Source organism: Kribbella sp. CA-293567, from assembly GCF_027627575.1.
In the GTDB taxonomy this organism is placed as follows: Bacteria; Actinomycetota; Actinomycetes; order Propionibacteriales; family Kribbellaceae; genus Kribbella.
The window spans coordinates 7,383,847-7,407,458 of sequence record NZ_CP114065.1 but is presented as its reverse complement, the minus strand read 5'-3'; the positions used below and the strand labels follow the sequence as shown (position 1 = coordinate 7,407,458).

At 68.9% G+C, this 23,612-nt stretch carries 20 protein-coding genes; 17 read left to right on the top strand and 3 right to left on the bottom strand.

Going from position 1 to position 23,612, the window contains the following annotated elements:
* Positions 1-64 precede the first annotated feature (64 nt).
* Positions 65-409, bottom strand: coding sequence for an ArsR/SmtB family transcription factor (locus tag OX958_RS34350; protein ID WP_270134535.1), 345 nt, complete (start codon positions 407-409; stop codon positions 65-67).
* A 258-nt stretch (positions 410-667) separates the two neighbouring features.
* On the opposite strand from OX958_RS34350, the gene OX958_RS34345 reads away from it, so the two are divergent.
* Positions 668-1,936: an aspartate kinase gene (locus OX958_RS34345; RefSeq protein ID WP_270134534.1), complete on the top strand. Its 1,269-nt coding sequence runs from the start codon at positions 668-670 to the stop codon at positions 1,934-1,936.
* Positions 1,933-3,036, top strand: a complete 1,104-nt coding sequence (locus OX958_RS34340; RefSeq protein WP_270134533.1) for an aspartate-semialdehyde dehydrogenase — start codon at positions 1,933-1,935, stop codon at positions 3,034-3,036. The genes OX958_RS34345 and OX958_RS34340 overlap by 4 nt, the downstream gene beginning before the upstream one ends.
* Before the next feature lie 54 nt (positions 3,037-3,090).
* Here OX958_RS34340 and OX958_RS34335 read toward each other — a convergent pair whose 3' ends face one another.
* Positions 3,091-4,083, bottom strand: coding sequence for a helix-turn-helix domain-containing protein (locus OX958_RS34335; protein WP_270134531.1), 993 nt, complete (start codon positions 4,081-4,083; stop codon positions 3,091-3,093).
* A gap of 400 nt (positions 4,084-4,483) precedes the next feature.
* On the opposite strand from OX958_RS34335, the gene OX958_RS34330 reads away from it, so the two are divergent.
* From OX958_RS34330 to OX958_RS34260, 15 genes are all read left to right on the top strand, one after another.
* Positions 4,484-4,843, top strand: coding sequence for a hypothetical protein (locus OX958_RS34330; protein ID WP_270134529.1), 360 nt, complete (start codon positions 4,484-4,486; stop codon positions 4,841-4,843).
* A gap of 354 nt (positions 4,844-5,197) precedes the next feature.
* Positions 5,198-6,064, top strand: a complete 867-nt coding sequence (locus OX958_RS34325) for an ABC transporter permease (RefSeq protein ID WP_270134528.1) — start codon at positions 5,198-5,200, stop codon at positions 6,062-6,064.
* A 16-nt stretch (positions 6,065-6,080) separates the two neighbouring features.
* Complete coding sequence (locus OX958_RS34320; RefSeq protein WP_270134527.1) at positions 6,081-6,866, top strand: ABC transporter ATP-binding protein; 786 nt, start codon at positions 6,081-6,083, stop codon at positions 6,864-6,866.
* A gap of 2 nt (positions 6,867-6,868) precedes the next feature.
* The gene (locus OX958_RS34315; RefSeq protein WP_270134526.1) at positions 6,869-7,963 is read left to right on the top strand and encodes a glycosyltransferase; all 1,095 of its coding nucleotides are present in this window, start codon (positions 6,869-6,871) and stop codon (positions 7,961-7,963) included.
* Positions 7,960-9,285 carry a glycosyltransferase gene (locus OX958_RS34310; protein WP_270134525.1) on the top strand — a complete coding sequence of 442 codons (1,326 nt, stop codon included), beginning with the start codon at positions 7,960-7,962 and terminating at the stop codon, positions 9,283-9,285. Before OX958_RS34315 ends, OX958_RS34310 begins: the two co-directional genes overlap by 4 nt.
* Position 9,286: 1 nt before the next feature.
* Positions 9,287-10,075, top strand: coding sequence for a hypothetical protein (locus tag OX958_RS34305; RefSeq protein WP_270134523.1), 789 nt, complete (start codon positions 9,287-9,289; stop codon positions 10,073-10,075).
* 4 nt (positions 10,076-10,079) lie between these two features.
* Positions 10,080-11,300: a glycosyltransferase gene (locus OX958_RS34300; protein ID WP_270134522.1), complete on the top strand. Its 1,221-nt coding sequence runs from the start codon at positions 10,080-10,082 to the stop codon at positions 11,298-11,300.
* Entirely contained in the window at positions 11,297-11,908 is a 612-nt protein-coding gene (locus OX958_RS34295) for an acyltransferase (protein ID WP_270134521.1), read from the top strand. The genes OX958_RS34300 and OX958_RS34295 overlap by 4 nt, the downstream gene beginning before the upstream one ends.
* On the top strand, positions 11,905-12,996 hold the full coding sequence (locus OX958_RS34290; protein WP_270139199.1) for a DegT/DnrJ/EryC1/StrS family aminotransferase: 1,092 nt from the start codon (positions 11,905-11,907) through the stop codon (positions 12,994-12,996). Before OX958_RS34295 ends, OX958_RS34290 begins: the two co-directional genes overlap by 4 nt.
* A 1-nt stretch (position 12,997) precedes the next feature.
* Entirely contained in the window at positions 12,998-14,038 is a 1,041-nt protein-coding gene (locus tag OX958_RS34285) for a Gfo/Idh/MocA family protein (protein WP_270134519.1), read from the top strand.
* A complete protein-coding gene (gene wecB, locus OX958_RS34280; protein ID WP_270134518.1) occupies positions 14,035-15,096 on the top strand; it encodes a non-hydrolyzing UDP-N-acetylglucosamine 2-epimerase in 1,062 nt (353 codons plus the stop codon). The genes OX958_RS34285 and wecB overlap by 4 nt, the downstream gene beginning before the upstream one ends.
* A gap of 4 nt (positions 15,097-15,100) precedes the next feature.
* Positions 15,101-16,288 carry an acyltransferase family protein gene (locus OX958_RS34275; protein ID WP_270134516.1) on the top strand — a complete coding sequence of 396 codons (1,188 nt, stop codon included), beginning with the start codon at positions 15,101-15,103 and terminating at the stop codon, positions 16,286-16,288.
* 25 nt (positions 16,289-16,313) lie between these two features.
* Complete coding sequence (locus tag OX958_RS34270) at positions 16,314-17,615, top strand: nucleotide sugar dehydrogenase (protein ID WP_270134515.1); 1,302 nt, start codon at positions 16,314-16,316, stop codon at positions 17,613-17,615.
* Positions 17,612-20,218 carry a glycosyltransferase gene (locus OX958_RS34265; protein WP_270134514.1) on the top strand — a complete coding sequence of 869 codons (2,607 nt, stop codon included), beginning with the start codon at positions 17,612-17,614 and terminating at the stop codon, positions 20,216-20,218. Before OX958_RS34270 ends, OX958_RS34265 begins: the two co-directional genes overlap by 4 nt.
* Positions 20,219-20,236: 18 nt before the next feature.
* Entirely contained in the window at positions 20,237-21,412 is a 1,176-nt protein-coding gene (locus OX958_RS34260; protein WP_270134512.1) for a glycosyltransferase, read from the top strand.
* Positions 21,413-21,444: 32 nt separating this feature from the next.
* On the opposite strand, the gene OX958_RS34255 is transcribed toward OX958_RS34260, so the two are convergent.
* The gene (locus OX958_RS34255; protein WP_270134511.1) at positions 21,445-23,373 is read right to left on the bottom strand and encodes a CocE/NonD family hydrolase; all 1,929 of its coding nucleotides are present in this window, start codon (positions 23,371-23,373) and stop codon (positions 21,445-21,447) included.
* Positions 23,374-23,612 lie beyond the last annotated feature (239 nt).

The window sequence follows — 23,612 nt, the reverse complement described above, 5'->3', positions numbered from 1 at the left end:
CGAAAGCACCCGGAAGGTTGCCGAAAGGCCGCAAGTGATAGTCAAGACTCCGGTACGGCGAAGCTCAGGCGTCGCCGGTTTCGGTCCGGGCGGCCCGGCGGCCACGGCGCAGTTCGGTCTCCAGGGCGTCCAGACGATGGGTCCAGAACTTGCGGTACCGGTCGAGCCAGGCGTCGATCTCGCGCAGCGGGCCGGGGTCGACCGCGTAGAGGCGGCGGGTGCCGTCGACGGTGACGGTGGCGAAGCCGTTGTCGCGCAGTACCCGCAGATGCTGGGACACCGCCGGCTGACTGATGCCGAACTCCTCGCCGATGGTGGCCGCGATCCGGCCGGCCGGCAGCTCACCGTCGGCGAGCAGGTCCAGGATCCGCCGCCGGACCGGATCGCCGAGGATGTCGAAGGCATGCACACCCTCAGTGTTTCAGGCGTCACTTATATAAGCAAGTGGTCCGTTCAGCGGCAAGGTCTGCGGCTTCCGACGGGCTCGGCTGGTGTTCCTCCCGGCCTCCCGGCGTCCTGCCGAACGGGGGGACCAGTCGATGGTCGCCCCGTAGCTAACGAGAAGATCACGGCTAGAATGAGGCCGAACGACTACGCCCGGTGCAGTGCCGCACGGCGTACCGCAACCAGTGCTCGCTACTGGGGATTCAAGCTGTGAGGAGACTCTGTGGGACGCGTCGTGCACAAGTACGGCGGTTCTTCGGTCGCTGACGCCGATTGCATCAAGCGCGTCGCCCAACGGATCGTCGCCACGAAGAAGGCCGGGAACGACGTCGTGGTGGTGATCTCCGCGATGGGCGACACCACCGACGAACTGATGGACCTGGCCAAACAGGTCTCACCACTGCCGCCGCCGCGGGAGCTGGACATGCTGCTCACCTCGGGAGAGCGGATCTCCGCGGCCCTGCTGGCGATGGCGATCGCCAACCTGGGCTACGAGGCCCGCTCGTTCACCGGCTCGCAGGCCGGCGTGATCACCACCTCCCGGCACGGCAACGCCCGCATCATCGACATCACGCCGGGCCGGCTGGAAGAGGCGCTGGCGGAGGGTCACGTCGCGATCGTGGCCGGCTTCCAGGGCGTCGCGCAGGACACCAAGGACGTCACCACGATGGGCCGCGGCGCCTCCGACACCACCGCGGTCGCGCTGGCCGCCGCGCTCGAGGCGGACTACTGCGAGATCTACACCGACGTGGACGGCATCTTCACCGCGGATCCGCGGATCGTGCCGGCCGCGCAGCAGATCCCGAAGATCTCCTACGAGGAGATGCTCGAGATGGCCGCCTGCGGCGCCAAGGTCCTGCACCTGCGTTGCGTGGAGTACGCGCGGCGCTACAACGTCCCCGTCCACGTGCGTTCCTCCTTCTCGCAGAAGGAAGGCACCTGGGTCGTCGATGCGAAGGAAATTCAGAACATGGAACAGGCGATCATCTCCGGCGTGGCCCACGACCGCAGCGAGGCCAAGATCACCGTGGTCGGCGTGCCCGACAAGCCGGGTGAGGCGGCCCGGATCTTCGAGACGGTGGCCAACGCCGAGACCAACATCGACATGATCGTCCAGAATGTGTCCGCGGTCGCCACCAACCGGACCGACATCTCCTTCACGCTGCCGCGCTCCGACGGCTCCCGGGCGATGTCCGCGCTGGCCCGGATGAAGGACGAGGTCGGCTATGAGCAACTGCTGTACGACGACCAGATCGGCAAGGTCTCGGTGATCGGCGTCGGGATGCGTTCGCACCCCGGGGTCTCGGCGAAGTTCTTCTCCGCGCTGGCCGACGCCGGCGTCAACATCGAGATGATCTCGACCTCCGAGATCCGGATCTCGGTGGTCGTCGACGAGAACGCTGTAGACGCGGCGGTCACGGCGGCGCACACTGCATTCGACCTGGACGACGAGCACACCCAAGCTGTCGTGTACGGAGGAACTGGACGGTGACCCCTGTGAGCGCTGCCTACGATCAGACCGAAGACCGGACGGGCCTGCCGACCCTGGCGGTCGTCGGTGCCACCGGCGCCGTCGGCACGGTGATGCTGACCCTGCTCTCGACCCGCCAGAACGTCTGGGGCGAGATCCGGCTGATCGCATCCGAGCGCTCCGCGGGCAAACGGCTGAAGGTCCGCGGCGAGGAGGTCGAGGTCGTCGCGATCAGCGCCGACGCCTTCGACGGGGTCGACGTCGCGATGTTCGACGTACCGGACGAGGTGTCGGCGCACTGGGCCCCGATCGCGGCCTCCAAGGGTGCCGTCGTGGTGGACAACTCCGGCGCCTTCCGGATGGACCCCGACGTGCCGCTGGTGGTGCCCGAGGTGAACGCCGAGGCGGCCCGCAACCGGCCCAAGGGGATCATCTCCAACCCCAACTGCACCACGCTGTCGATGATCGTCGCGATGGGCGCGCTGCACCACCGCTACGAGCTCGAGCAGCTCGTCGTCGCGTCGTACCAGGCGGCTTCGGGGGCCGGGCAGGAAGGCATCGACGCGCTCTACGACCAGCTGATGAAGGTGGCCGGCAACCGCGAGCTCGGCACCACGCCGGGTGACGTCCGCCGGGTGATCGGCAACGCGCTCGGGCCGTTCCCGGCGCCGCTGGCGATGAACGTCGTCCCGTGGGCCGGTTCGCTCAAGGACGACGGCTGGTCCTCGGAGGAGCTGAAGGTCCGCAACGAGTCCCGCAAGATCCTCAACCTGCCCGACCTGAAGGTCTCCGCGACCTGTGTACGGGTGCCGGTCATCACCACCCACTCGTTGTCGGTGCACGCTCGCTTCAGCCAGGAGGTCGACGTCGACGAGGCCCGCGAGGTCCTGCGGGACGCGCCGGGCGTGCTGGTCTTCGACAACCCGGCCGAGGGGGAGTTCCCGACCCCGGCCGACGTGGTCGGTACCGACCCGACCTGGGTCGGCCGGATCCGCCGGTCGCTGGACGACCCGCAGGCACTGGAGCTGTTCGTCTGCGGCGACAACCTGCGCAAGGGCGCGGCCCTGAACACCGCGCAGATCGCCGAGGTCGTCGCCAAGGAGTTCACCGCGGCGCACTGACCCGAGAACGCGCAAGGACCCTGGACATCGCGTCCAGGGCCCTTGCGCGTTCGGTCAGAGCCAGTTCTCCCGGGCGGCGTGCAGAGCCAGCTGGAACCGGGTGGTGGCGCCGGTGCGGTTCATCAGGCGCTCGAGGTAGCGGAAGAAGGTCCGGCGGCTGATCCCCAGCGTCCGGGCGATCGTGTCGTCCGCTGCCCCTGTCGCCAGCAGGGCCAGCAGGCGTCGCTCGATCGGCTCCAGCCGGTCGTCCTCGGCCCCGACCGAGGCGTGCAGCGGCAGGGCGTTGCGCCAGCAGAGCTCGAACATCCCGATCAGGGCGGTGAGCAGACTGCTCGGCCGGATGATCAGCAGCGACCGGTTCACGTCGGTGTCGCGCACCGACATCGACACGAAGGCGATCGACCCGTCGATGATGGTCAGCTTGGCCGGTACGTCGGGCAGTACCCGGGCCTGCTCACCGGCCTCCACGCAGGGCAGGATGTTCTCGGTCAGGTAGCCGGGCACCTCGACGGACTCCGGCGAGTACACGATCCGGTACGCGACACCGCGGCGGAGCTGCTCGATCTCCTCCTGGTTGGGGCCCGCGCCCAGGTAGTACGGCGGGGTGTCGATGGCCAGGATCTCGCGTTGCGCGCTGCCCTTGATCTGGTGGATCCGCTCGACGATCGCGCTGCCGGTGACCACCTCGATCAGGTGCGTGGTCGACTCGTTGTGCACGGTCCGGCGGAACTCGTCGTACGCGTTCAGGACCTCGATCCTGGCCTGCTTGAGCTCCGACTCCCGGCGCAGCGTCAGCGCCTCCAGGCCGGCGTCCGGGGGCACCGGGAGGAACCTGGAGTGGTCCGACCCGGACCGCCGGGCCAGCCCCGCCTGGACCAGGCCGCCGAGGGTCGCGTCGATCCCCGCCGCCCGGCCGGTGACCGCCGCGTCCAGCTCCTCGATCGAGGACGGACCGGTCCGCAACAGGTGCTGGTAGACCCGGATCTCGTCGTCGCTGAGACCGAGCACCCGTAGGTGGTCGGCACGCTCCGTGTCGGTCGAGCTCATGACTCTCCCCTCCCTCCCGAGCGCGCTCACTGTGCGCTACCGCCGCTCCAGCCTAGAACGATCTGGGAAATCGTCCCGGCACTGTCCGTATCCCGGCAACTGCGTCGCGCCATAATTGTTGTTCTGTCAGCATTCTTGTGCCGTGTCACCATCTGGCCACCATTTCCGCGCAGTTGTGAGCGAGAATTGAGGTCCAGCAGCCCGGCGACGGACCACCTGAGCGCCGCCGGGCTGCTGTTCCAATTCTGGCCCCAGTTCGCTTTCCCGTCAGCGAACGCCGTTTCGGTTGGGTCTCGATCCCGGCGCATCGGTGCCCTCGCACTCCCGTGCCATCACCGGCTGTGCCGGAGGGTGTACAAACTGTGCAACTCCATCGTGAGGCCGATGAGGAGGAGACCCCATGTCGCAGCAACTGCGTGAGGTTCTGCCCAGGCATCATCGCCGGGCCTTCGGTCGTGGTGCGATGACCGCCGCCCTGGTCATCGTGCCGGTGCACTCGGCGCGTGCCCGCGCCCGGCTGGGAAGAGACTCTGCCGCCCAGGCCGGTAAGGGCCCCCGGGGCGCCGGTGGGATCCATGCGGTGCCAGGCGAGCTTCCGTGGATGGTGAGGCTGTCCACGGCGGGTGGTGCCGAGACCGGCGCCGTTCAGCGACCGCTGACCGTCGAGCCCTGGGTGGATCCCACCGGCAGCAACGCGAGCCCGCGAACGCGCCTGCTGGCAGCGGTTCCGGCGTACCGGCTGGTCAGCCATATCTTCTGAGCGACGTTGAATCTGTCGCGTCGATTACACCTCACCGCTGCGCCGGGGTACGTTGATTGGCTTCGCATGAGGTGTCAAATGTATATTCCGGATAACGATCGGCGGAGGTGACTTCTCCGGTCGGTCGCGACGTTCGGTAGCCGTCTGTGCGTCGCTGCTCACCCAGGAGGCACGCTGTGTCGTCGGTCCCGACGCCAATCCGCTACTCTGCTTCCGGTTTGCGTGGCCCCGTCGCCGTGGACCGTGGCCACCGTCGAACAAAATCGATCCAGCGGTGGTCGGACCTATTAGGCGAAGTGCGGACCCCGTTCGGATTTCGATGACTACGACCGTCCCCAGAGAGGCGTCGCCTGAATGAACGCGACTCGCGTCGACGAGGAGTTCAACCCGTCGGTGCATGTGTACGAACCGCACAAGGTGGGCCTGCCGCCGCTCCGCCCGTACTTCAAGGCGCTGTGGGAGCGGCGGGAGTTCGCCGCTGAGATGTCCCGGACCGGCATCCGGGCAGCCAACACCAACACCTTCTTCGGTCAGATCTGGCTGGTCCTCAACCCGCTGCTACTGGCGGGCGTGTACTACCTGCTGGTGGAGATCATCGCGGGCGCGAACTCACAGGACGACGGCGCGGCCCGGTTCGCTCACATGTGCGGTGGGCTGTTCGCCTTCTACTACTTCTCCGGTGCGATGACGGCCGGCGCGTCCAGCGTGGTCGGTGGCGGCAAGCTGCTGATGAACATGTCGTTCCCGCGGATGCTGCTGCCGTTGTCCGCGCTGCGGACCTCGTTCTTCCGGTTCCTGCCGACGATGGGCGTCTACCTCGCCATCCACCTGCTGATGCGCCAGCCGCTGCACTGGGCGATGCTGCTCGCGCCGGTCTTCCTGATCCTGCTGACGATCTTCGCGGCCGGGATGGGAATGATCTTCGCCGCCCTGCAGGTGTACTTCCGCGACACCACCAGCTTCCTGCCGTACTTCGTCCGGATCTGGCTCTACCTGTCGCCCGTGCTCTGGTTCGCCGAGCAGGCGCCGCCCAAGTTCCAGAGCTTCATCCAGTTCAACCCGCTGTACTCCCTGATCGGTGGCTGGACCGACCTGCTCGTCCGCGGGCAGGTCCCGGACATCAAGATGTGGATCGGGGCGGTGGTCTGGGCGTTGGCCGCGGTGCTGATCGGCTCGTTGTTCTTCATGTCGAGGGAGCGTGAGTTCGTTGTCCGTCTCTGAGGCCGAGAAGAAGTCGATGTCAAACAATTCAACCGCTCCGGCGGTCAAGGTCCAGGACGTCTCGATCACCTACCGGACGACGTTCGAGCGGGTGCCGACCTTCAAGAGCGCCCTGGTCCGGCTCGGCCGCGGCGAGCGCGCGGTCCGCGAGGTCAAGGCGGTCCAGAACGTCTCCTTCGACGTCGATCACGGCACCACGATCGGCATCATCGGCGCCAACGGTGCCGGCAAGTCGACGCTGATGCGGTCGCTGGCCGGCATCCTGCCGCCGACCACCGGCCGGATCGAGGTGCACGGCCGGGTCAGCACGCTGCTGTCGCTGGGCGTCGGCTTCAACGCCGCCCTGTCGGGCAAGGAGAACGTCGTCCTCGGTGGTCTCGCGGCCGGCCTGAGCCGCAAGGCGATCCAGGAGCGGTACGAGGAGATCGCCGCGTTCGCCGAGCTGGGCGACTTCATGGAGATGCCGATGCGGACGTACTCGTCCGGCATGTTCAGCCGGCTGGCCTTCTCGGTGGCCGTGCACATGGATCCCGACATCCTGCTGATCGACGAGGCACTGTCGGCCGGTGACGCGTCCTTCAAGCAGAAGGCGTCGAACAAGATGAAGGAACTCGTCACCAACAGCCGGACGATGTTCCTGGTCAGCCACGCGATGAGCAGCGTCAAGGACCTGTGTGACGACTGCATCTGGCTGGACCACGGCAAGCTGATGATGCGCGGTACCCCCGACGAGGTGATCGCCGCCTACACCAAGTTCCTGCAGGTGAACGCGAAGAGCGCAGCCACTCTCGAGGACTTCTGACGATGCGATCCACCCCCGGGCCGGACGTGGGCATCATCACGTCCGGCCACGACGTCGCCGACGCGCGGCTGCACAAGATCACCGCAGCCCTGCAGAAGCGGGGTCTGAACGTCGAGCTGTGGGGTCTGGGCGACCCGGCCGGAGGTCCGGCCGGGGCCGCCGTCCACGCTCGCAACCGGGGCAGCCTGGTCCAGCGGCTGGCCCGCACCGCCGTCCTGCCCTGGCGCACCAGCGCCAAGGTGGTGGTGACCGTCGATCCGGACATGATCCCGATCACCCGGCTGGTGACCGCGCTCCGCCGCCGCAAGATGGTGGCCGACGTGCACGAGGACTACGGCCGGCTGCTTCGCGACCGGGCCTGGGCCAGAGGCCCGGTGGGGCTGCCCGCCCGGCTGATGGTGGCCCTGAGCACCCGGCTGGCCGCCGGAGCCGACCTCACCGTCGTCGCTGATTCCCACCTCTCGCCACACCAGGCCAAGCACCGGATGGTTGTCACCAACCAGCCGGTCGCGGCTTTTCTGGCCCCGGCACCGCCGGCGGGGGAGCCGCGGGTGGTCTACGTCGGCGACCTGCGGGTCAGCCGGGGACTGTTCGACATGGTCGAGACCATCGCGGCCGCGCCGGGCTGGTCGCTCGATCTGATCGGGCCGGTGGCCGGTGCCGATCGCGACGAGCTCGAACGCCGGATCGAGCGGCCCGATGTCGCGGGCCGGATCCGGCTGCACGGCCGGCAGCCACCGGCCGACGCCTGGCGGATCGCCGAGGGAGCCTGGGCCAGCCTGGCGCTGCTCCAGCCGACCCCGGCGTTCATCGAGGCGATGCCCTCCAAGATCTACGAGTACCTCGCCAGCGGACTTCCGGTGGTCTCCACCAGGTTGCCCCGTCAGACGAGGATCATCGAGGAATCCGGTGGTGGTGTCCTGATCGACACCGTCGCCGAGGCCGCGGAGACGTTGCGCCGCTGGTCGGACGACCCAGGGGAGCTGGAGAAGCTGCGCGACCGCGCACTCCGGTGGGCCGCCGACCACCTGCCCGCCACGACGCCGTACGACGAAATGGCCGAAGCCATCCAAGACCTGCTGCGAGGAAGTGCATGAACCAGGCCCGCCCACACATGCTGTACGTCTGCTGGGGCTACCCGCCCTGCCGAGGCGGTGGCGTCTATCGCGCGCTCGCGACGGCGAACCGTTTTGCCGAACAGGGCTGGAAGGTCACCGTGCTGACCGCGGACCGGGAGACCTTCCACCGGTTCACCGGCGCCGACCTGACCCTGGAAGAGCGGATCCACCCCGACGTCGAGGTGGTCCGGGTGCCGTTCGAGTGGCCGATCCTCGAGGCCGACCTGCGCAACTGGTCGAAGTCCCGGGCGGCCAACCCGAAGCTGTGGGCCAAGTGGCGCACCAAGCGCGACCAGATCCCGTTCCCGGAAACGGGGTACGGCCCGTGGCGCAGCACGATCGAGAAGGCCGCCGAGGAGATCCACCAGGCGAACAAGGTGGACCTGACGGTCGCGACCGCGAACCCGCACGTCACCTTCGCGGCGGCGTACCACCTGTTCAAGAAGTCCGGCGTGCCCTACGTGATGGACTACCGCGACGCGTGGCTGCTGGACGTCTTCAGCGGTGACCGCCTGCACGAGCCGAACAGCCGCGCCGCCCGCTGGGAGCGCAAGCTGGTCAACTCCGCGCGGGAGGTCTGGTTCGTCAACGACCCGATCCTCGACTGGCACAAGGACCTCTACCCCGAGCACGCGGGCAAGATGCACACCGTCGCCAACGGGTTCGATCCCGACCTGGTGCCGTCGACCCAGGACCGCGGCCCGGTGACCGATCGGCCGCTGGTCTTCGGCTACGTCGGCACGGTGTCGCCGAAGGTCCCGCTGGCCGACTTCGTCAAGGGCTGGCAGCTGGCCAAGGAGCAGTCCGAGGACCTGCGCGACGCCAAGGTGAAGATCCACGGCTACCTCGGGTACTACGCCCAGCCGCGCGCCGACATGCTCGGCATCCTGAACGCGGCCGCCGAGGACGGGGTCAGCTACGAGGGCCCGGTCGGCAAGGCGGAGATCGCCAAGGCCTACGACGAGTTCGACGTCCAGCTGCTGATGCTGGGCAAGGGCCGCTACGTCACCAGCGGCAAGGTCTTCGAGTACCTCGCCACCGGTCTGCCGATCGTCTCGGTGCACGACCCGATGAACGCGGCGTCCGACGTACTGCGTGGGCATCCGCTGTGGTTCCCGGTGAAGGACGTCGAGAACCCCGAGACGATCGCGGAAGCGCTGATCGAGGCGGCCCGCGCCGCGCGGACCGCGGACGAGGGGATCCGGGCGAAGGCGCGCGAGTTCGGCGCCTCCTACCGGCGTGACCTGCAGATGGATCCGCGGATCCAGGCATTGGCCGAGCGCGTTGGGGCGGTGGTCTGACATGAAGGTCGTACTCCTGAGCACCCGGCGGCTTCCCCCGTCGTACTTCGACACCGTCCGCGCCGACCTCGGTGGCCGCGACGACCTCGCCCTCGACGTGGTCGCCTGGGTCCCCCCGGCCGGTCCGGTCGACGGCCTGGTCAACACCTTCACCCTGATCGGCCCCGGCCGGATGCCGGTCGCGGAAGCCCCGGTCGTCCAGGCCGTCCCCGTCGTCGACGCCGAGGAGGTGCCGGTCGCGGTCGCCGAGTCGGCCAAGGCGCCTGCCCCCGAGGCTGTCGTCGACGAGAGCGCGGTGGAGTCCACTGCCACGGAGGCCGACGAGGTCGCCGAGGCGACCGAAGCCGCCGATGACGCGGTCGCCGAAGGCGACGAGCCGGTGGCGGCGGCCGAGGCGATCAACACGGCCAAGCCGGCTCCGAAGCCGGCCGCCAAGCCGCGGCCGACCGGAGCCAAGCGGGTCGTCAAGGCGGTTCAGTGGCGGGCCCGGCGACTGCGCCGGGCCGGCGTCAAGGTGTTGCCGACGGCAATCAAAAAATCGGCGCCGATGAAGAAGCTGACCCAGAACCGCAAGGCCGACACCCTGGCCAAGACGTACTGGAACCGGATCCTCGGCCGCGCCGACGTGATGACCACGATCGACCAGGCCGATGTCGTGATCGCACTCGACGGTGGTTCCGTCTGGGCCGGCTGGCAGGTCGGTCAGCGCAAGCCGGGCACGCCGGTCGTGCTCGGCCTGCCCGCCGCCCGCCGTGAGCTCGACCGGATGGTCGGAGCGGGGCAGGAGTGACGAAATGCCGGACCGGGCTGGCGGAGTGGGCGTGCAGGTGACATCCGCGCGAACACTTCGTGACCACCTGCCGACGCCGATCGCCAGGACCGCCGGTGCGGTCCGGCGACGGTTGAAGGGGCTGCGCTACAGCTACGCGCAGCTACCCACCTTCCCGCAGATGGCCGACACCCCGGTCCGGTTGTTCGTCGGCCCGACCAACAGCGCGGGCCAGGGATACGCCTGGGCCCGCGCGGCCGACACCGTCGAGGGCGTCTCGGCGACGGCCTTCTCGGTGCACCGCAAGGGCCAGTTCCAGTTTCGCGACGACTACGGCGTACCGCTGACCTGGTTCGGTCAGCCGCGCTGGCAGCGAGCCCAGGAGCAGCACGTCCTGGGCTCGTACACGCACGTCCTGATGGAGTCGCTGCGCCCGATCTTCGGCGCCCGCGGCCTGAAGGACGGTTCCACCGAGCTGACTCGGCTCAAAGAGGCCGGGATCAAGCCGGCCCTGCTCTTCCACGGCTCCGACATTCGCCTGCCGAGCCGCCACGCCGGGCGCGAGCGCTGGTCCCCGTTCACACCGGGTGACCCGCTGACCGACCGGCTCGAGGTCCAGGCAGCCCGCTTCGCCGAGCTGGTCGAGGCAGCCGACGTCCCGGTCTTCGTCTCCACGGTCGACCTGCTGGACGACGTACCGGGAGCGCAGTGGCTGCCGGTCGCGATCGACCCGGCCCCGTGGGCACAGGCCGCGCGCCCGCTCTTCTCCACCGACCTCCCGGTCGTCGTGCACGTCCCGTCCAGCGCGCAGCTCAAGGGCAGCGACCGGATCGACGAGGTACTGACCGAGCTGGCCGGCCGCGGCCTGGTCGAGTACCGCCGGATCAGCGGAGTCACGCACAGTGAGATGCCGGCCGTGATCGGCGCCGCGGACATCGTCGTCGACCAGCTCCGGATCGGCCTGTACGGCGTCGCCGCGGTCGAGGCGCTGGCCGCCGGACGTTTGTGCGTTTCTTACGTCGGTTCGGCCGTACGCGATCGGGTGCGTAGTCTGACTGGGCGCGAGGTGCCCATCGTCGAGGCGGATCCCGATTCGCTCGGCAGTGTTCTCACCGACCTGCTCTCCGACCGTACGGCGGCCGCCGAGCAGGCCGCCGCGGGCCCCGCCTTCGTGGCGGAGCTGCACGACGGGCGTCGTTCCGCCCACGCACTCACTGACTGGCTTGACCCGAAGGAGACCTTGTGACGTCCCGGATCGCAGCGTCGGCAGATGTCGACGAAACCGCGCAGATCGGCGACGGATCGTCCGTCTGGAACCTGTCCCAGATCCGCGAGAACGCCGTACTGGGGAAGAACTGCATCATCGGCCGCGGTGCCTACGTCGGCACCGGCGTGACGATGGGCGACAACTGCAAGATCCAGAACGACGCTCTCGTCTACGAGCCGGCCGTGCTCGAGGACGGCGTCTTCATCGGACCGGCGGTCGTCCTCACCAACGATCACTTCCCGCGCGCGATCAACCCGGACGGCACGCTGAAGAGCGCGTCCGACTGGGACGCCGTCGGTGTGACGCTGCGCACTGGCAGCTCGGTGGGCGCCCGTTCGGTCTGCGTGGCACCGGTCACGATCGGCCGCTGGGCCACCGTCGCCGCGGGTGCGGTGGTGACCAAGGACGTGCCAGACTTCGCGCTGGTCGCCGGGGTCCCGGCCCGCCGGATCAAGTGGGTCGGCAAAGCAGGCGTTCCGTTGCAGGACGTCGGCAACGGCGACTGGAAGTGCCCGACAACGGGCGAGATGTACATCGAAACCGACGGACGGCTGCGGCCGGCCGGCGAAAACCAGGAGGAGAACTGATGGTGCAGCCGATTCCGGCCGCGAAGCCGATCATCGGGCAGGAGGAGCGGGAGGCAGTCGACCGTGTGATGCGCAGCGGAATGCTCGCCCAGGGTCCTGAGGTCGCTGCCTTCGAGCAGGAGTTCGGCGCAGCGCTGGTCTCCGGCCGAGCCTGCGTCGCGACGAACTCGGGCACCTCGGGTCTGCACCTGGGTCTGCTGGCCGCGGGCGTCGGTCCGGGCGACGAGGTCATCGTCCCGTCGTTCACCTTCGCCGCGACCGCGAACAGCGTCGCGCTCACCGGCGCCACCCCGGTCTTCGTCGACATCGAGCCGACGTACTTCTGCCTGAGCCCGGCCGCCGTCGAGGCCGCGATCACGGACAAGACCAAGGCGATCATGCCGGTGCACCTGTTCGGCCACCCGGCCAACATGACCGAGCTCGGCGCGATCGCCGCCAAGCACGGCCTGCACCTGTACGAGGACGCCGCGCAGGCGCACGGCGCGACCTGGAACGGTGCCCCGGTCGGTACCTTCGGTGAGTTCGCGATGTTCAGCCTGTACCCGACCAAGAACATGACGTCCGGCGAGGGCGGCATGAACTCGGTCGCCAACGCCGAGCTCGAGCGCCGGATGCGGCTGTTCCGCAACCAGGGCATGCTGAAGCAGTACGAGAACGAGGTCGTCGGCCTGAACAACCGGATGACCGACCTGCACGCCGCCATCGGCCGGGTGCAGCTCACCAAGGTCGGCGGCTGGACCAAGCAGCGGCAGGAGAACGCGACCTTCCTGGACGCGAACCTGCAGGGCGTGGCGATTCCGACCGTGGCCGCCGAGGCGACCCACGTCTACCACCAGTACACGATCCGCGTCACCGACGACCGCGACGGCTTCGCCGACGCGCTGCGCAACGAGCACGGTGTCGGCTGCGGCGTTTACTACCCGATCCCGAACCACCGCCTGCCGTCGTTCCAGCGTGAGCTGGACCTGCCGGAGACCGAGAAGGCCGCCGCCGAGGTGCTCTCGCTGCCGGTGCACCCCTCGCTGTCCGAGGAAGACCTGAACCGCATCGTCACCGCGGTCGCCACCGTCGCGAAGGCAGGTGCCTGAGATGGCGAACCTTCGCGCCGGACTGATCGGCCTGGGCATGATGGGCCGTCACCACGCCCGCGTGCTGGGCTCCCTCGAGGGCGTCGACCTGGTCGCCGTCGCCGACCCGGGTGGTGACAAGCACGGCGTGGCCAACGGTCTGCCGGTGCACGAGAACGTCGAGCAGCTGATCGAAGCCGGTATCGACTACTGCATGGTGGCCGTGCCGACGCAGTACCACACCGAGATCGCCAAGGCGCTGGCCGAGGCCGGCGTGCACGCGATGATCGAGAAGCCGCTGGCCGGCTCCTCGGCCGAGGCCGCGGAGATCGCCAAGGCGTTCGAGGCCGCCGGCGTGATCGGCGCCGTCGGTCACATCGAGCGGTACAACCCGGCGCTGCAGGCGCTGCGGGTCCGGCTCGCCGCCGGTGAGCTGGGCGACATCTACCAGATCACCACTCGTCGTCAGGGCCCGTTCCCGGCCCGGATCGCCGACGTCGGCGTGGTGCTCGACCTGGCCACCCACGACATCGACCTGACCGCGTGGGTGACCCAGTCGCCGTTCGCCTCGGTGTCCGCGCAGAGCGCGCACAAGAGCGGCCGGCAGTACGAGGACCTGATCGCCGTCACCGGCAAGCTGCAGGACGGCACCGTGACCAGCCACCTGGTCAACTGGCTGTCCCCGATGAAGGAGCGGCTGACCGTCGTCACCGGTGAGCGCGGCGCGTTCATCGCCGACACCCTGACGGCCGACCTGTCCTTCCACGCCAACGGCACCGTGCAGACCGCCTGGGACGACGTCGCGCACTTCCGCGGTGTCAGCGAGGGCGACATGATCCGGTACGCGATCGCCAAGCCCGAGCCGCTGAAGGCCGAGCACGAGGCGTTCCGCGACGCGATCCTGGGCAAGGAGACCGACATCGTCACCCTGCAGCAGGGTCTGGCCACCGTCGTCGTCGCCGAGGCCGTGATCGCCTCCGCCGCCGACGAGGGCAAGTCCGTCAAGCTGACCGACGCGCTGAACGGCGTACTCGGCGAGAACGGTGGAGCCGCCCGGTCATGAAGGTCCTCAGCGTCGTCGGGGCTCGCCCGCAGTTCGTCAAGCTCGCCCCGATAGCGGAGGCGTTCGCCGCCACCGAGCACGAGCACGTGATCGTGCACACGGGCCAGCACTACGACAAGAACATGTCCGACGTGTTCTTCGCCGACCTGAAGATCCCGGCCCCCGACGTCCACCTGGGCGTCGGGTCGGGCAGCCACGGAGTCCAGACCGGCGCGATGCTGTCGGCGATGGACGCCGTGCTGGACGAGCACCGCCCGGACTGGGTGCTGGTCTACGGCGACACCAACTCCACCCTGGCCGGCACCCTGTCGGCGGTGAAGATGCACCTGCCGGTCGCGCACCTCGAGGCCGGCCTGCGCTCCTTCAACCGGTCGATGCCGGAGGAGCACAACCGGGTCCTCACCGACCACGCGGCCGACATCCTGCTCGCGCCGACCGAGGTCGCGATGGGGCACCTGGCCAACGAGGGCCTGAAGGACCGTTCCCGGCTGGTCGGCGACGTCATGACGGATGTCTGCTTCCGGGTCCGGGACGCCGTCAAGGACCAGCCGCTGGACCTGCCGGACGGTCTCAAGCAGGGCGAGTACCTGGTCTCCACGATCCACCGGGCCGACAACACCGACGACCCGGAGCAACTGGCCGCGATCGTCGACGGCCTGGCCGCGCTGGACACCCCGGTACTGCTGCTCGCGCACCCGCGGCTGGTCGCGCGCTGCGCGGAGTTCGGCATCAAGCTGGAGCGTCCGGGTGGTTCGCTGCACACCGCCGAGCCGCTCGCCTACCCGCAGATGGTGGCGGCGGTGCTCGGATCGGTCGGCGTCGTGACGGACTCCGGTGGCCTGCAGAAGGAGGCCTTCCTGCTCGGTACGCCGTGCACCACGCTGCGCACCGAGACCGAGTGGACCGAGACCGTCGAGGACGGCTGGAACGTGCTCACCACGGATCTGTCGAAGCTGCCCGAGCTGGCCGTTCGTCCGGTTCCGACCGCTGCCCAGGCCGCGCCGTACGGCGACGGTCAGGCGGCCGGCCGGGTCGTCGCCGCACTCGCCGCGGGATAGCGAGATGACGAAGGCCGCCGAGGAGAAAGAAGAGGGCCAGGAGCTGGTCGCTCCCGCGCCGCTGGCTCACGACGAGCCGACGGCGCCGGTGCCGGCCGAACCTGGCGCCGCGCCGCCCAAGAAGCGGTTGCCGCGGGTCGAGTCGCTCACCGGTCTGCGCTGGTGGGCGGCGTTCTTCGTGTTCGCGCACCACATGACGAACCTCGCGCCGCTGCCGATCCACAAGTTCCTCAAGTACGGCACCTCCGGCGTGACGTTCTTCTTCGTCCTGTCGGGGTTCGTGCTGACCTGGTCGGCGCAGCCGCACACGAAGGTCGGCACGTTCTACCGGCGCCGGTTCGCCCGGATCTGGCCGGCTCACGCGGTGGCGTTGCTGCTCGCGGTCTTCGTCTTCTACCGGTTCGACCCGGATCCGGCGATGAGCTGGATCAAGCCTTTCGACATCGGCATCCTGCTGCTGTCGCTGGTGCTGCTGCACGGCTGGTCGAACGAACCCACCATCCTGTACGCCGGGAACCCGGCGTCCTGGACGCTGTCGGTGGAGATGTTCTTCTACGCCTACTTCCCGTTCGTCTGGCGGCTCACCCAGCGGCTCAAGGTGCCCGGTGGGCTACTCCTGTGTCTGGCGGCGGTCGCGGTCGGCGGTGGGTACCGGCTGGCGCTGTTCCACTTCCCGGACACGGTGCCGGTACTGCCGCAGCCGGTGCTGCACTCGGTCGCGTTCCTGTTCGGTATCGGCCTGGCGATCGCGCTGCGGTCGGGCTGGCGGCCGTGGCTGCCGGTACCGCTGGCCTTCGCGATCTTCTCGGTCGGCATCTACACCCTCTACTACTCCGGCGTGCACGCGAAGACGTTCCCGCTGGCCACCACGATGGGGCTCACCCAGAAGGAGATCCTCACCGTCCTGTACGGCCTGCTGATCCTGGCGGTCGCCTCCCGGGACATGCGCGGTGGCCGGTCGTGGCTGCGCAGCAAGCCGCTGGTCGCGCTCGGCCAGTGGTCGTACTCCTTCTACCTGGTGCACGCCACCATCCTCTACGCGATCAAGGAGTTCCACGGTGTGGCCGGCCCGATCGGCTGGTCGAACCTGACCTGGTACGCCGGTGTCCTGGCACTCTCGATCGCTGCCTCCGCACTGCTCTACAAGCTGGTGGAACACCCGCTGGAGAAGCGCTTGCGAGGTCCCCGATGAACGATTCATACCCAGTGGAGTTTTCGTGCGAGTAGCAGTAGTTGCCCTAGGCAAGATCGGTCTGCCGTTGGCGGTCCAGTTCGCGTCGAAGGGGCATCAAGTCGTCGGCGTCGACATCAACCAGTCCTTCGTCGACCTGGTCAACGCCGGCCAGGAGCCGTTCCCGGGTGAGGCCCACCTGGCCGAGAAGCTGGCCGAGACCGTCGGCGACGGCCGCCTGCGGGCGACCAGCGACTACGCCGACGCCATCCCCGGCGCCGACGCGATCGTCATCGTCGTCCCGCTGTTCGTGGACGAGAAGACCGGCGAGCCGCAGTTCGGCTGGATGGAGAACGCCACCCGTTCGCTGGCCGAGCACCTGACCCCGGGCACCCTGGTCAGCTACGAGACCACCCTGCCGGTCGGTACCACCCGGACCCGCTGGAAGCCGCTGATCGAGGAGGTCTCCGGCCTCACCGAGGGCACCGACTTCCACCTGGTCTTCTCCCCCGAGCGGGTGCTGACCGGTCGCGTCTTCGCGGACCTGCGCAAGTACCCGAAGCTGGTCGGCGGGCTGTCCGAGGAAGGCGCCAAGCGCGCCATCTCGTTCTACGAGGCCGTCCTCGACTTCGACGAGCGCACCGACCTGCCGCGCGGCAACGGCGTCTGGGACCTCGGTTCGGCCGAGGCCTCGGAGCTGGCGAAGCTGGCCGAGACCACCTACCGCGACGTCAACATCGGCCTGGCGAACCAGTTCGCCCGGTTCGCCGCCCAGAACGGCATCGACGTGCACCAGGTGATCGAGGCGTCGAACTCACAGCCCTACAGCCACATCCACCGCCCCGGCATCGCCGTCGGCGGCCACTGCATCCCGGTCTACCCGCGGCTGTACCTGTGGACCGACCCGGAGGCCACTGTCGTCCGCGCAGCCCGCGAGGCCAACCTGGACATGCCGGAGTACACCATCGGTCTGCTCGAGGGCGCGTACGGCGACCTGTCCGGCGCGAAGGTCGTCGTGCTGGGCGCGTCCTACCGCGGCGCGGTCAAGGAGACCGCGTTCTCGGGGGTCTTCCCGGCCGTCGAGGCGCTGAAGTCGCGGGGTGCCGAGGTGTTCGTGCACGACCCGATGTACTCCGACGAGGAGCTGCAGGGCCTGGGCTTCGCGGCCTACCACCTCGGTGACGCCGTCGACGCCGCCGTGCTGCAGGCCGACCACCCGGAGTACAAGGCACTGACCCCGGCCGAGCTGCCGGGTGTGCAGGTGCTGGTCGACGGTCGCGACGCGACCGACCCGGCCCGCTGGGCGGGTGTCCGTCGGATCGTGATCGGAAGGTCGGTGCGTCAGTGACGCGTTCCCCGGAAGAACTTCGGGTGGTGATGCTCGTTGCGAACGACGTCACCAACGACAGCCGGGTCCGTAAAGAGGCAGCAGCGTTGGCCGAGGCCGGAGTACAGGTCACTGTGCTCGGGGTCGCGGCCAACGGTCAGCAGTCGCGCGAGATGCTGGACGGCGCCATGGTCGTCCGGGTGGCCGTCCCCTTCGTCCTGCGGGACGAGCGGAACGCCGGCCGGACGAAGCGCCGTACCTGGCGGCCGCCGCTGGTCGGTTATCCGTCCAAGCGCGCCTACCTCGCGCGCAGCCACCGGGTGCAGGCCGGGCTCAAGGAGCTGAAGGCCGACTCGGGGCACGCGATCCAGGCGAAGAAGGCCGGTTCCGCCGGACAGGTCGCCTTCAAGGTCGGCGTACTCAGCAGGCTGGTACGCCGGGTCGGCTGGCAGGCCGCCCGGCGCGGGATCTGGGTCCGCCAGGGCCTGGGCAACCAGCTGAACCAGCCGTTCAAGTCCGCCTGGCGGGCCTGGGACGGCGTGCACCACCGGATGACGTGGCCGGCCCGCTGGCGCCGGGTGCACCCGGAGGCGATCGATCTCGAGCTGGCGTTCGGTGACCTGATCGACCGGCTCGAGCCGGACGTCGTGCACGCGCACGACATGCACGTGATCGGCGTGGCCGCACGCGCGGCCGGCCGGGCCAAGCTGCGTGGCAAGGACCTCAAGGTCGTGTACGACGCGCACGAGTACGTCCCCGGCATCGCCCGGTACGGCGCTCGCACGCGGAAGTACATCGCCGCCTGGGCCAACCACGAGCGCGAGTACCTCGGTGCCGCCGACCGTGTCGTCACGGTCAGTTCGGCGATCGCCGACCGGCTGAAGAAGGAGCACAAGCTCCCGCATCTGCCGACCGTCATCCTGAACACCCCGGACATCCCCGAGTCGGTGGAGATCGAGCGGGACATCCGGAGCAAGCTGCGGCTGCCCGCCGAGGTTCCGCTGCTGGTCTACAGCGGCGGCATCACGGTCGTCCGGGGCATCGAGACCGCGATCCAGGCGCTGCCGAGCATGCCCGGCGTGCACCTCGCCGTGGTCGCCGTCCCGTCGCCGAAGCAGCCCGCGGTCGACGCGCTGCGCAAGCTCGCGGACGAGCTCGGGGTGGAGGACCGGATGCACTACCTGCACCCGGTCGCGCCCGCCGAGGTGACCGCCTTCCTCTCCACGGCGGACGCCGGCATCATCCCGATGCTGCGCGCTCCCAACCACGAGATGGCGATGCCGAACAAGCTGTTCGAGTACAGCCTGGGTGGGCTGCCGGTGCTGGTCAGCGACATGGCCAGCATGAAGGAGTTCGTCACCCGGACCGGGATCGGCGAGGTCTTCCAGGCTGCGAACAGTGCCGACCTGGCGGAGAAGGCGAAACTGCTGCTCAGCCGGACCGACACCTACCGCGAGCGGCTCGCCGACCCGGCGTACAAGCTGGAAGCGGCGTGGAGCGGTCAGGCCGATCGGCTGCGCGCGCTCTACACCGAGATGCTCGGCCGGACGCAGCTGGAGCCGGTGCTGGACGCCAACTCCGAGGCGCCCGGACGGCGGCTGCTGGTCGGGCCGGTCAACAGTGCCGGCCAGGCGTACCTGTGGACGAGCGCGGTGGTCCGTGAGGTTCCCACGATCGCGGCGGAGTCGCTCACCACCGGGAGCGGCAAGTACGACTTCAAGGTGCACCGCACCGGCACGTACGAGCAGTACCGCGAGGACCTGCGCTGGCAGCTGGAGCTGACCGCGTGGGCACTGCAGAACGTCACCCACGTGCTGTTCGAGGCGGGCCGGCCGATGTTCGGTCAGCTGCCCGGGCAGATGTGGGACCAGGACGTGCCGATGCTCGACGCGGCCGGGATCCGGCACGGGCTGGTCTTCCACGGCTCCGAGGTGCGCGACCCGGCCCGGCACCGGGCGAAGTACCAGTTCTCGCCGTTCGCGGACCGCACCGACGAGCTGACCATGCGGCTGCAGGCGGCCAACGACCTGCTCCGCCAGCACCTGGTGAAGTACGAGGGTCCGCGGTTCGTCACCACGCCCGATCTGCTCGAGTACGTCGAGGAGAGCGAGTGGCTGCCGGTCGTCGTCGATCCCGATTCGCTGGCCTCGAACGTGCCGGTGATGGATCGGGAGGTGCCGGTGGTGCTGCACGCGCCGTCGGCGAGCGCGCTGAAGGGGTCGGTGTTCGTCGACCCGGTGCTGACCGCGCTGGATGCCCGCGGCCTGATCAAGTACCAGCGGGTGCAGGGTGTTCCGCACCCGGAGCTGATGGCGATGGTCAAGGACGCGGACATCGTCGTCGACCAGATGCTGCTCGGTTCGTACGGCGTCTTCGCCTGCGAGGCGATGGCGGCCGGCCGGACCACGGTCGGGCACGTCGCGGATCACGTGCGCGACCTGCTGCCGACCGAGCTTCCGATCGTGGAGGCGACGCCGGACGACCTGGCCGAGGTGATCGAGCGGCTGGTGGTCGAGCGCGAAGAGGCTCGCAAGATCGCCGATGCCGGACCGCGGTACGTCCGGGAGTTGCACGACGGGCGCAAGTCGGTCGAGGCGCTGCTGCCCTTCCTGGGTGGCCGATGAGTCCCGGCGGACGGTGACATGCGGGTTCTGATGGTTGCGCAGTCCCCGATCGCCGGGGACTCGCGCATCCTGCGCGAGGCCGCCGCGCTGACCGCGGCCGGCCACACCGTGCACGTGATCGGTCGCGACGTGCCGGAGGGCTTCACGCTCGACGGCGGCGCGACGGTCGAGTCGGTCTCTCGCTCCGCGGGTCTCCGCGGGGGGAGCGGCCCGGCGGTCGGTCATGGCCAGCGCGGGGTGAAGGTGCTCGTGCAGCGGTTCGGCCGTTGGCTGCTGCTGCCCGAGCATCGGCTGCGCACGGAGAAGCAGTGGCGTACTGCGGCTGCCGCTCGGCTGGCGGAGCTGGACCCCTTCGAGGTCGTGCACGCGCACGACTTCAACACTCTGGAACTGGCCGCGTCGTTCGCCGCTCGCTGGTCGGCGACGCTGGTCTACGACAGCCATGAGCTGTGGTTCGACCGCGCGCTGCCCGGTCGGCCCACGCCGTTGTGGCGGATCCGTGGACGGCGCTTCGAGCTCGGCCTGGCACGTCAGGCCGCCGTGGTGTTCACGGTGAGCGACGGGATCGCCGTACGGCTGCGCTCGCGTGGGCTGACGGATGTGCGCGTCATCCGCAACACTTTCCCGCGGGCGGAGGTTGCTCCTGTCCTGCCTTCAACACCCACCGGCCTCCTGTACGCCGGCCGCGTCGGCGCGGGCCGCGACCTGCCGGCGGTCGTCGGTGCTGCCCAGGAGCTCGCGCCGTTCCCCACGCTGCTGATGGGCTCGGTCGACCCCAACTACCGGCTCGACCTCGGTCCGGTGCAGAAGGTGCCGGAGACGTCGATCGACGAGGTCGACCGGGTCTTGCAGGACTCGGGAATCTCCCTGGTCACGTTGACCAACACGTGTGAGAACCACCGCTTGGCTCTGCCGAACAAGCTGTTCCACGCGGTACGTGCCGGCGTACCGGTGGTGGCCGCGGATCTGCCGGAGCTGCGAGCCGTCATCACGAAGTACCAGCTCGGCACCTTGTACGAGCCGGGCAACGCCGCATCGCTCGCCGCGGCCGTGCGTGCGTTGATCGCCGAGTACCCCAGCTACGTCGACGGCGTACGCGCCGCGGGCGCCGAACTCAACTGGGAACACGACGCGGAGCTGCTGGTGTCGGCGTACTCGGCCTTGGCGAAACCCTCTGCGAACGCTGCGAACTGAAAGGCCCCGGCTTGATGCCGGGGCCTTTCGCTTTACCGCGAGGCTTCGACGAACTGTTCCATCAGCTTGATGGGGTCCTTCTCCGGCTCGGGCTGGGCGAGCTGGGTGGCCTGGACGCGGGTCTGCGTCTTCTCCGGTGAGGTCAGGCTGGCCGTGGCGCCGGTGAGCGGCAGGGTCAGCGAGGACTTGACCGGGTCCAGCGTGATCGTCGCGCCGGTGAAGGGCACCGACGGGTTGTCGGGCTCGACGGTCAGCACCAGGCCGAGGCGGTGACCGGCCTTGAACACGACGTCGTCCGCGTTCAGCTCGAAGGTCAGGTCGTACCACTTGCCGGACTGCAGCGAGACCTTCTCGTCGGGCGACTTGTAGTGGCCGATGTCGGCCAGCGTGCGGACCACGACCGCGGTGTTCGAGACCGCCGTGTTGACCTTGGTGTCGGCGAAGCAGCCGGTGTCGAGGGCGTTGCCGTCACCCCAGCAGGTGCGGGTGTTCGGGACGTTGGTGACGTTGGTGTAGCGGGTCGCCGTACCGTAGTCGACCAGGCGTGCCTTGATGCCGGCGGCAACCTTGTCGACCTTGACCCGGACCTCGACCTTGCCGGTGCCGGACAGCCGGACCGCCTGCTCCAGGTCGTTGCTGACGAACACCGCCCGGTCGGACCGCGCCGTCGACGGGTCCAGCACGACGCTGTCGGTCGACTCGGCGCTGGTGCCGGTGAAGCTGATCGGTGCGCTGCTGGGCGCGGCGATCGACAGGCCACCGGTCTCACCGGCCGGCTTGCTCAGGCCGAGCTTGGTGTTCTTCGCGCCCTCCGCGGGCCAACGCGCCTCGGTGGTGAAGCTGCCGTCCTCGCGCTGGATGGTCGCCTGCGGAGCCTTCAGTACGTCGTTCGGCAGACCCTGCAGGTAGTGGTCGAACCACGGGTGCAGCTGGTTGACGTAGGTGTCGCGGAAGCTGAAGCCGTCCAGGTGCACGCCCTGGTGCAGGAAGATCTTGCGCGGTACGCCGCGCTTCTCCAGCTCGTCCCACCACTCACCGAACTGCCGGGTCTTCACGTTCTCGTCGTCGAGGCCGTGCACGACGAACACCGACGCCTTGACCTTCTTGGCGTCCAGCCGGTAGTTGCGGTCGTCCCACCAGCGGCTGTAGCTGCCGGTACGGGTGTCGGAGTCCTGTTCGATCTCGCCGGTCAGCTGCACGCAGCGCGGGCTGAGGTCGTTGCTCACGTAGTCGTGCAGGAAGCCCATGTACTCGTCGTAGTAGGGCACTCCGTTGCTGCGGGTGTAGTCGTACCAGCTGGAGATCGCGGCGATCGGGACGATGGTCTCGAGCCCCTTGACGCCGGTACTGGCGACCGAGTTCGCGATCGTGCCGTTCCACGACGTACCGATCATGCCGGTCTTGCCGGTCGACCAGTCGGCCTTCACCGGCGCACCGGCCGGGGTCTTGGCGCCGACGCGGTTGTTCAGCCAGTCGATGACGGCCTTCGTGCCGCGCACCTCCAGATCGGCGCCGACGTCGCTGCAGCCGGTCGAGCGGAACGTGCCCGGCATGTCCACGTAGGCGAACGCGTAGCCGCGCGGTACGAAGTAGTTGTCCAGCCAGGTCGAGAAGATCTGCCGGGTACCGTTGGCGTCGAAGTACGTCTTCGGGTCGCTCGCGTAGTACGGCGAGGCCTGGATGATCACCGGAACGTCGATCCCGGCCTGAGCCGCCTCACCCGGCCGGACGATGTCCACGGTGATCTGGTCGGTGATCCCGTTCTGATCCCCGTCCACCCCCGGTACGTCGACCTGGACGCGCTCATGGATCGCGTTGTCGTAGTCGTACGCGGCGACCGTCTTGGTCCCCTGCACGAACGGCTTCGCCGGCGTCGCCGCCTTCGCGGTATCGGCCGGTGCGGCAGCGGGCCGGGCGGTCGCGGTCAGCGAAGCCATCGGCACCAACGCGGCGGCAGCCAACAGGCCGACACTGCTCCGGAACGCTGTTCTCGATCGGTTTCGAGCTGAGCGCATGCGTGTCTCTCCCCTTTGGGCGGTGGGTAAAGTCACCACAGCCCTCCCTCGACAGGGCCGTTGTGGTGAACGCACCTTAAGCAGAACCTGACACCGTTGTCTCCACGCATCTCACCCGAGTGGTCACTTTGGGTGGAAAGCACGGGAAATACTTCGTACTCCGGGCTCACGGTCATCCCGCTCGG